The organism is Anaerosalibacter bizertensis, assembly GCF_009696605.1.
In the GTDB taxonomy this organism is placed as follows: Bacteria; Bacillota; Clostridia; order Tissierellales; family Sporanaerobacteraceae; genus Anaerosalibacter; species Anaerosalibacter bizertensis.
The window spans coordinates 35,545-45,141 of the sequence record NZ_VULR01000017.1 but is presented as its reverse complement, the minus strand read 5'-3'; the positions used below and the strand labels follow the sequence as shown (position 1 = coordinate 45,141).

Sequence of the window (9,597 nt, the reverse complement as noted above, 5' to 3'; positions counted from 1 at the left end):
AGGCTAACTATTTGTTTTTTGAAATCTTCCGTATACCTTTTTGCCATTTTAATTCCTCCCAATTCTTTATATTTTATATTATATCATTGTTCGGAATTTAGTTGTCCTATTTAGTATAGCCTATCTAGCATCAAATACAACTTTATCAGAATATTTATCTATTAAATTTTCCATTCGTTTTAAAAATAAATCCTCATGAACTCGAAACTTATCATTATAATTATATTCTTTCATGCAAAATATCACCCCTATTTAACCTTTCCTAGTTTTCAAGTTCCTCTAGGTATTTTATGCTTTACCATAATCGTATGCAATTGTCCAAAATAGTTAGTTAGGGGCAAATAATATATTCTTTCTTTATTTTAAACCATTATATTTATCTTTATCATATCTTAATAATAAACGTGTTAAATATTCGGTATGATTTTTCTCCCCATTAATTATATAGTGTAATGTATCTCTAACATCTACATAAGGAATAATTGATAAATATTGTTCATATAAAATAACAGCTTCAAATTCACCTTTTATATCTTCCCTTATATTATTTAAAATAATCTGTTTGTCATAGTTTGGTTTATACTCTTGCATAGGAGATTTTGGACCTAGCTTTATATTTATATGGTTTAAATATGCTTGGTACTGTGCTGGATCATATTTACGAAGCAACGAAAGAATCATTCCATAATGTTTTTTCATCTTTTATAATATCTCTCCAAACTTTGTTAACATCTTCCATATTGGAGTTTGCAATATGATCAGCATAAGTATTTATTGCATCAATTTCAGCTATTAGTATTGTATCATATATAGCAATACCCTGTGGCTGGCCATGTGGATTAGTATAACTCATTTTTTTACCTCCTATAAAATATTTCTATAATATACTATTTATCAACTTCAATTACGTTCATAATGTAAAAAGCTGTCCTCAAAAGTAATTTATTTAATCCCTTTTGGAACAGCTCTTTTTTCTATATTGCTTTATTATCTTATATTATTATACAAATAAGCCCTCCGCTGCCATCGTTAATTATTCTTTCTAAGGTCCTTCTCATCTTTTCCCTTACATCTTCTGGCATCATATTAAGTTTCCCCTGAAGTTGTTCATTTACTAAGTCATATAGAGACTTTCCAAATAAATTTGACTGCCAAATTTTCGATGGATTTTCTTCAAATTCATCTATAAAGTATTTAACTAACTCCTCACTTTGCTTTTCTGTTCCTATAAGTGGAGAAACTTCAGTTGTTATATCTGCTCTTATAAAATGTAGTGATGGTGCTTTGGCACGTAATTTTACACCAAACCTATTACCTTGCTTATATATTTCTGGCTCTGCCAAATCTAACTCTTCCAAGCCTGGATTTACTAATCCATATCCCAACTCTTTTGCATCATTTAGTGCACCTTCTATTTTACTGTACTCAGATTTAGCTTCTGACAATTTAGAAATAAGCCCTAGAAGCTGATATTCTCCTTCAATTGCATATCCTGTCATTTCCTCTAAAACATTATAAAAAAGCTCTTCTTCCAATACTATATCTATATCTGCAATTCCTTCTCCTAATTTTATTTCTTTTATCCTAGTTTCTTCTATTATATCTATTTCATTTAAATTCTCTATTGCAGGATTAACCTCACTTAATCTTTGCAATGTTTGAATAGATTCTTTTAGAGAATCTAAAATAGTAGATTTTATCCAATGATTTCTATCTAGTCCTTCCACCCATCCTGGTAAATTTATATTTATCTCTTTTGCTGGAAATTCAAATAGTATTTTTTCAAATATTTTCTCTACATCACTATTATTCATATTTAAACAATCTACAGCTATTACAGCTACATCATATTTTTCTTCTAAACTTTCTCGCAATGCAATAGTACTATCTAAATTTGGGTGCTTTGAATTCAATATTATTATAAATGGTTTTTCTAGTTCCTTTAATTCACCTATTACTCGTTCTTCTGCTTTTATGTAATTTGATCTATCGATATCTGTTATTGAACCATCAGTAGTAACAACAATGCCAATTGTTGAATGATCAGTTATAACCTTTCTAGTCCCTATTTCTGCTGCTTCTTCAAAAGGTATTTCTTTCTCATACCAAGGAGTAGTAACCATTCGTGGAATACTATCTTCTTCATGTCCAAGAGCACCTCTTACTAAATATCCTACACAATCAACCATTCTGACTTTAAATTTCACATTGTCCTTTAAAGTTAATTCTACAGCTTCATTAGGTACAAATTTAGGTTCTGTTGTCATAATAGTTTTTCCTGAACCACTTAAAGGTAATTCATCTTTAGCTCTTTCTTTTTTATACTTATTTTCAATATTAGGTAATACCAATAATTCCATAAATCTTTTTATAAAAGTTGATTTTCCTGTTCTTACTGGTCCTACCACTCCTACATAAATATCTCCATCTGTTCTTTCCCCAATATCTTTGTATATATCAAACTTCTCCATTCCTTTCCCTCCCTTTAAAACCTATTTTATCTATAAAAACGCTCCTTAACATTATATATATATGTCTAAATCTCAATAATATGACAGGCATTAAAAAAGACATACTAAAAAGTATGTCTTACCAACTATTATTTAATATTTTTACAACATCCTCCATTTCATGTTTTTTATCCCTAAGCATTAAATTTACAACTGAATTCTTAACATCTTTACCTTCATACAACACTCCATATATTTCTTTAGTTATAGGCATAGTAACATTATATTTAATTGCTAAATTATATGCAGACTTAGCTGTCTTGACACCTTCTACTACCATACCTACACTTTTTGTAGCTTCTTCAAGGCTATTTCCTTCTCCTATTAAAATTCCTGCTCTTCTATTCCTACTATGCATACTTGTGCAAGTAACTATTAAGTCGCCAATTCCTGAAAGACCTGCAAAAGTTTCATTATTAGCACCCATCTTACTTCCCAATCTTGACATTTCTATAATTCCTCTAGTCATAAGTGCTGCCTTTGTATTATCTCCATAACCTAAACCATCAGAAATTCCTGCTCCTAGAGCAATTACATTTTTCAAAGAACCTCCTAGCTCTACACCTATAACATCTGGATTGGTATAAACTCTAAACTTAGGAGACATAAATATATCTTGAGTATAATTGGCTATTTTTTTGTCTTCAGATGCTGTAACAACTGTTGTAGGCATATCTCTTGCAACTTCTTCTGCATGAGATGGGCCAGATAAAATTGCATATTTACTTTTAGGAATTATTTCCTTCACAACTTCTGAAATTCTCATAAGACTATTATTTTCTATTCCTTTAGCTACGTTAACAATTATCTGATCTGGTTTTATGTAATTTTTAGAATTTAATAAGGTTTCTCTAACCCCATGAGAAGGTATGGATAGGACTATAATATCCTTATCAGTTACTGCCTTCTCTAAATCATCTATAATTCTAACATTATTAGGAATCACCACTCCTGATAAATATTTTACATTTTCTCTTGAAATATTCATATCATTACATTGTTTGCTGTTTCTAACCCAAAGCTCTACTTCATATCCTTTTTTAGAGAGAAGTATAGCTAATGCTGTTCCCCAACTTCCCCCTCCTATTACTCCAATTTTTTCTACCATTTATATTTGCCCCCTTATATTGATTCTAATCAACTCGTTCTCCAAGTTTTGATTCTTCTCCAGCTAATAATCTTTTTATATTGCTTCTATGTCTTAAAATAGCCATAAAAGCCAAGACGATAGTAAATAAAAAAAACTTTAAATCAAAAGGTTTCTTCATAATCAATCCTACAATAGGAACTAATCCTGTGGCTACTATTGAGCCTAAGGAAACATATCTAGTTTTTGCTATAATTGAAAAACCTATAATCATACATATAATAGTTATAGGTGGATTCAGACATAACATAACACCTAGAGATGATGCTATGCCTTTTCCACCTTTAAATTTAAGAAATATTGGCCAATTATGCCCTATAACTACAAATAATCCTGCTACTAAGCCACCATCAAATCCCATTATACTTTTACCTACTTTAACAGCTACAAATCCTTTTAAAATATCAAATATAAATGCTATAATACCTATCTTTAAACCAAAAACCCTCAAAGCATTGGTTGCACCAGCATTACCGCTACCATAGTTTCTTATATCCTTTTTTCTACATAATTTTCCTAAAATATATGCAGAAGAAAAATTACCAATAAGATAAGCTATAATAGCTATTTTTAATATATTATTCATTAAAATTAATCCCCCTTTTCTTTAAATTCAAATTGAAGAGGAGTTCCTTCATAGCCAAAGTTTAAACGGATTTGATTTTCTAAATATCTCTCATATGAAAAATGCAATAGTTCCTTATCATTTATAAATATAACAAACTTAGGTGGCATAACCCCTACTTGAGTCCCATAATATATTTTAAGCCTTCTACCTTTATCTGTAGGTGGTTGATTTAAAAGAACCGCCTCATTTATTATATCATTTAATACTCCTGTACTAATTCTTTTTGTATAACTATTGTACACTTCTTTAATGATCTGCAGTAGTTTATCAACCCTTTTTCCTGTTTTGGCAGATATAAAAACTATAGGTGCATAAGTTACAAAAGATAATGTATTCTTTATATTTTTTTCAAATTCTCTGTAGGTTTTATTGGATTTTTCAATTAAATCCCATTTATTGACTGCTATAATTAATCCTTTCCCTCTTTCATGAGCATAACCTGCTATTTTAGCATCTTGTTCTGTAACACCTACAGTAGCATCTATTACTAAAATAGATACGTCTGACCTTTCTATAGCTGTAAGGGTTCTTATAACGCTATATCTCTCTATATTTTCTGAAATACTTCTTTTCCTTCTAACTCCTGCAGTATCTATAAATACATACTTATCACCTTTATATGTAAAAGGTGTATCTACTGCATCTCTAGTAGTTCCAGGTACATTGCTTACAATAACCCTGTTTTCTCCTAGTACATTATTTATAAGGGATGACTTACCTACATTAGGTTTTCCTATAATAGAAGCTTTGATCACCCCTTCTTCATAATCTGTATCCTTATTCTCAGGGAATTTTTTAATTATTTCATCTAGTAAATCGCCTAGACCTAAACTCTGTCCTGCAGATACTACAATAGGCTCTCCAAATCCTAATTCATAAAATTCATATATTTCATCTGGAGTTTTTGGTGTATCTATTTTATTGCATACTAAGAGTACTTCCTTTCCTGATTTTCTTAATATATTTGCTATTTCTCTATCAGTAGAAGTTATTCCACCTAATCCATCAACTACGAATAATATTACATCAGCTGTATCTATTGCTATCTCTGCTTGTCTTTTAATTTGGGATAATATTATATCATCGCTATAAGGTTCAATTCCTCCCGTATCAATAAGAATAAAATAATTATTTAACCATTCTGCCTCTGCATAAATTCTATCTCTAGTAACTCCTGGTCTATCCTCTGTAATTGCAATTCTTCTTCCAACTATTTTATTAAAAAGTGTAGACTTTCCTACATTAGGTCTTCCAACTATACAAACTACTGGTCTCATATTATCACCTCATATTTTTTTGAATATTTTTATAAAATCACTTCCTGAAACTTTTGATGGTATGATTTTTTTGTTTAACTCTTTTTCTACATCTAATACGGTATAATCATCTAAAAAAACATCTTCCCCATCTCTTAGCATTGAACTAGGAATTATAATTCCATCATAATCACTATAAATTTTTGTTTGGGATATTAAGTCTTGTCCTGTTATAAGACCTGATACGGTAATAGTAGTTCCAAAAAAATTATTTTCTATTGGTACTACCTTTAGATCTAATCCTTTAATTTTTTTCATAACTTTATCAGCTATATCCTTCATAAATTTATATGCTAATGTACCTGTAGCAATAATATATTTTTTATTCACAATAGTATTATCATCTATTTTTTTTAGTTCTTCTTCTATTTCGTATAAAAAAAGTCTCATAAGGCCTACTCCATTTTCTAGCTGTGGAAATCCCTCATATTCTTCATAAGCCGGAAGTTCTTCTTCTGCCACAGCATAAAATTCATCTGAAGGATATACAAATCTAGTGCCTAATCTATCTAAAAAGATTTTATGTTTAGTTTTCATATATTCTAAAAGCTCTTTTGAAGATTTTTTATCAAAGGTGCTTAACTTACAAAGTCCTTCCCTATGCTTTGTCAGTCCTACTGGTACTACTGCTACGCTACTAGCACTAGGATATAGACTTGCTAGATCTTCTAATGTTCTATCTAGCTCTTTTCCATCGTTTATTCCAGGAACTAAAACTATTTGACAATTGACTTTAATTCCTGACTCTTTAAATTTCTTTAATATATCCAATATTTTTCCAGCATTCTTGTTATTTAACATTTTTACTCTTAATTCTGGATTAGTAGTATGGACAGAAACATTTATATTACTCAATCTATAATCTATTATTCTTTGTATTTCTTCATCACTTAAATTAGTAAAAGTAATAAAATTCCCTTGTAAAAAAGAAAGCCTAGAATCATCATCTTTAAAATATAAAGTTTTTCTCATTCCCTTAGGAAGCTGATCTATAAAACAAAAAATACAATTATTTCGACAACTTCTAGCTTTGTCTATTAAAGGGTTGGTGAAATATATACCTAAATCCTCATCATAATCTTTTTCTATTTCAAAATCCCACAATTCTCCATTCTTCTTTTGGATAGTTACTAAAACATAATTATCGGATATTAGATACTTATAGTCAATAATATCTAAAACTTTTTTATCATTAATAGAAATTAAAATATCACCTGGCTCAATTCCTAGTTCATTTGCTATGCTTCCCGTTTCCACTTTTTCTATAATATTTTTATCCTCACCTAATAGCTTTATTTCCATAATACACCTTCCATTCTAAATTTATAACTATGTCTATTTTATTATAGCAAGATAGATATGTAAATAGATACACTTTAAATCTAATGTCTAACAATAATATAACAACCATTTTCCAAATCATGTATCATTCCTAAAGTTACCTTAGAAAGTAATATTGCAATCCTTTCTCTTTCTTTTTCATCCCTAGCTAAAAAAGTAGGAACAGACCCACCTATTACTTTGCTTTCATCTATGGTCACAATAGCTAGTATATTGTTTTTTGTCTGGTTATTCAATATAAAAACCTCCTTAATCTGCAGCTTTTCTTCCTGCATAAGATGATAATGGTTTTCTCTTAGCACTTTCCAATACAATGGTTCTTTTTACTGCTGTTATTAAACATTCCATATCAGGTTCCATACTAACTATTACAAATACAAGATTACCAGTATCTGAGTCCCTAGTTATCATAGGCGAAAAATCTGGTTCATCTAAATCTTTTCTTATTCCTAATTGAACAGATACATTATGTTCTATAGCTTTCCTTTGTCCTAAATTAGAAAGAGTTACAATTGCATTTTCATCTTTTGGAACTATTTCAACTGCTATAGCTTTTTCTAAAAAAATTTCCCTAGATTTTTTAAAACCAATATTTGTTATTCCTAGATTATTAACTGTTAAAATAGATCCCTCAAAAGAAATATTTGCTGGATAAATATCAGCAATTTCTCCAACAGTCTCCCTAGAAATAGCCTTATGAAATAAAACAATAGTTAGAATTCCTATAATACTGCCGATAAGTATAGAATAAAATCTTATTAAAAATTTATTAAGAAGAAAAATAACTATACTAACTATTAATGATGTTAACATAGTCATATAATTTCTAGCTTCAAAAGCCTTAGCTATGTCTTCGATATAAGCTGTTCCCCTTTCTACCAATTCAGTTTTATCAATATTTTCTAAACTTTGTCTTTCTAAATTTCTAACATCTCTAAATTGCTGGGCTGCCAATGCTAAAAAAGTAACTGCTGAAAACTCTCTTTCTAGCAAAGCTGGAAGGGCTACTGCTCCTAAACTCGAAGATACTATACCTAATGTAAAATGAGAAAAAACCCCTTGAGGATAACTTGGATATTGCCTATAGTCCACTTTGAGCATTGAAATTCTTGATATTATGCCTAATAATATAGAGGGAACTATAATGTAACTATATTCAAACATTATAACACCTACCTAATATAATGATCTTAAATATATGTTTCCCTCTTTAACTCTTATATATGCTAAAAACCTATGGCTTAAGCCATAGGTTTTTTTATATCTATTCATATAATGGAAACTTGTTACATAAATCCCTAACTCTATTCTTCACCATATCTCTATCATTATTTTTATCCAATGCTAAGCCCATTATTTTAGCAATCTCTATCATATCTTCTTCTTTCATACCTCTTGTAGTAACTGCTGGAGTCCCTATTCTAAGTCCACTAGTTACAAAAGGACTTTCTGGATCAAAAGGTATAGTATTTTTATTTGTTGTTATACCTATTTCATCTAAAAGTTCTTCTGCTTCTTTTCCTGTTAATTTTTTATTTCTTACATCTAGAAGTATTAAATGATTATCTGTTCCATCAGATACTAGTCTAAATCCTTCTTCTTTCAATCCTTCAGATAAAACTTTTGCATTTTTTATTATTTGCTTTTGATAATCTTTAAATTCATCTGTTAAAGCCTCTCCAAAACTAACAGCTTTAGCAGCAATTATATGCATTAATGGGCCACCTTGAATTCCAGGAAATATTGATTTATCTATTTTTTTAGCATATTCTTCTTTGCAAAGTATAGCTCCACCTCTTGGACCTCTTAAAGTCTTATGGGTTGTAGTAGTTACAAAATCTGCATATGGAACTGGATTTGGATGAAGGCCAGCTGCAACTAATCCTGCAATATGAGCCATATCTACCATTAAATATGCTCCTACTTCATCTGCAATTTCTCTAAACTTTTCAAAATCAATAATTCTTGGATAAGCACTAGCACCAGCAACTATCATCTTTGGTTTTTCTCTAACTGCAATTTCTCTTACTTCATCATAGTCGATTTTTTCTGTTTCCTTATCTACCCCATAAGAAACAAAGTTATAATAAGTTCCTGAAATATTTACTGGACTACCATGAGTCAAATGTCCACCTTGAGAAAGGTTCATACCTAAAACCTTATCACCAGGTTTTAATACTGCAAAATAAACTCCTAAGTTAGCATTGGAGCCTGAATGAGGTTGAACATTTGCATGATCTGCTCCAAATAATTTTTTAAGTCTATCTCTCGCTAAATCTTCAACCATGTCCACATATTCACAACCACCATAATATCTTTTATTAGGGTAGCCTTCTGCATACTTGTTAGTAAGTTGGCTTCCCATAGCTTCCATAACTTGAGGAGTTACAAAATTTTCAGAAGCAATTAATTCAATCTTTTCTCTCTGTCTTTGAGTTTCCATTTCAATAAATTTCATTATCTCAGGGTCAGCTTTTTTCAAATTTGAAAAATCCATTTATTTATCTCCTTTCTTAATTTAATATTTCATATGTACTTGATTAAGTCCTATTTCATAATATAATATAATCATGTATAAAAAATATTATTATATTTTACAGTTCTATTATATAAATTGGACAATATTTTTACAAGTTAAATAGTTTTAACAATAGA

Annotated in this window: 10 protein-coding genes; all 10 read right to left on the bottom strand. The window is 29.7% G+C overall.

The window, feature by feature from the left end:
• Positions 1-357: 357 nt before the first annotated feature.
• Positions 358-699, bottom strand: coding sequence for a ferritin-like domain-containing protein (locus FYJ27_RS10780; RefSeq protein WP_229775543.1), 342 nt, complete (start codon positions 697-699; stop codon positions 358-360).
• Positions 659-853 carry a hypothetical protein gene (locus FYJ27_RS12800; RefSeq protein ID WP_229775542.1) on the bottom strand — a complete coding sequence of 65 codons (195 nt, stop codon included), beginning with the start codon at positions 851-853 and terminating at the stop codon, positions 659-661. Before FYJ27_RS12800 ends, FYJ27_RS10780 begins: the two co-directional genes overlap by 41 nt.
• A 139-nt stretch (positions 854-992) precedes the next feature.
• Complete coding sequence (spoIVA, locus tag FYJ27_RS10775; protein ID WP_154484838.1) at positions 993-2,471, bottom strand: stage IV sporulation protein A; 1,479 nt, start codon at positions 2,469-2,471, stop codon at positions 993-995.
• Between the two features lie 118 nt (positions 2,472-2,589).
• Positions 2,590-3,618, bottom strand: a complete 1,029-nt coding sequence (locus tag FYJ27_RS10770) for an NAD(P)H-dependent glycerol-3-phosphate dehydrogenase (RefSeq protein ID WP_154484837.1) — start codon at positions 3,616-3,618, stop codon at positions 2,590-2,592.
• Between the two features lie 25 nt (positions 3,619-3,643).
• Positions 3,644-4,243 (bottom strand): glycerol-3-phosphate 1-O-acyltransferase PlsY, encoded by a 600-nt coding sequence (gene plsY, locus FYJ27_RS10765; protein ID WP_154484836.1) that lies wholly within the window; start codon positions 4,241-4,243, stop codon positions 3,644-3,646.
• A 5-nt stretch (positions 4,244-4,248) separates the two neighbouring features.
• A complete protein-coding gene (gene der, locus FYJ27_RS10760; RefSeq protein WP_154484835.1) occupies positions 4,249-5,562 on the bottom strand; it encodes a ribosome biogenesis GTPase Der in 1,314 nt (437 codons plus the stop codon).
• A 9-nt stretch (positions 5,563-5,571) separates the two neighbouring features.
• A complete protein-coding gene (locus FYJ27_RS10755) occupies positions 5,572-6,903 on the bottom strand; it encodes a DUF512 domain-containing protein (protein ID WP_154484834.1) in 1,332 nt (443 codons plus the stop codon).
• Positions 6,904-6,983: 80 nt separating this feature from the next.
• Positions 6,984-7,178 (bottom strand): capping complex subunit for YIEGIA, encoded by a 195-nt coding sequence (locus tag FYJ27_RS10750; RefSeq protein WP_154484833.1) that lies wholly within the window; start codon positions 7,176-7,178, stop codon positions 6,984-6,986.
• 13 nt (positions 7,179-7,191) lie between these two features.
• Positions 7,192-8,106, bottom strand: coding sequence for a YIEGIA family protein (locus tag FYJ27_RS10745; protein ID WP_154484832.1), 915 nt, complete (start codon positions 8,104-8,106; stop codon positions 7,192-7,194).
• A gap of 100 nt (positions 8,107-8,206) precedes the next feature.
• Positions 8,207-9,439: a serine hydroxymethyltransferase gene (locus FYJ27_RS10740; protein ID WP_154484831.1), complete on the bottom strand. Its 1,233-nt coding sequence runs from the start codon at positions 9,437-9,439 to the stop codon at positions 8,207-8,209.
• Between the last annotated feature and the right edge of the window lie 158 nt (positions 9,440-9,597).